Source organism: Alkalihalophilus lindianensis (assembly GCF_032843265.1).
Classification (GTDB): domain Bacteria; phylum Bacillota; class Bacilli; order Bacillales; family Bacillaceae_D; genus Alkalihalophilus; species Alkalihalophilus lindianensis.
In genome coordinates this window covers 1-249 of record NZ_JAWJBA010000755.1, presented here as the reverse complement: position 1 = coordinate 249, position 249 = coordinate 1, and the positions used below count along the sequence as shown (strand labels likewise).

The window sequence follows — 249 nt, the reverse complement described above, 5'->3', positions numbered from 1 at the left end:
GATGAAAAATGAATAAAATGACAGATTACCAATCCTTTACTCCATGATACTGTTTTCCATTCCCAGTGAGCAGCACCCCCTTAAAAGTATTCGCTTTCATTTGATAGCAAGGCTGAAAAATTACTTTTCAGCCTCAAGTTTATCTAACAAAGGGATGATTTTGACCTTGTTGTCTGCAGCAACTTTGCGGATTTCCAACTCAATGCCCCGATTGTCTAATTCCCGGAAAGCATTTAAATCTTTATCATC

1 protein-coding gene is annotated in these 249 nt (G+C 37.8%); it reads right to left on the bottom strand.

The genetic code is table 11. The features are described from left to right. Positions 1-120 precede the first annotated feature (120 nt). Positions 121-249, bottom strand: a 129-nt coding sequence (locus RYX56_RS24195; protein ID WP_500660681.1) for a PTS sugar transporter subunit IIB, incomplete at its 5' end; no start/stop codon positions are given.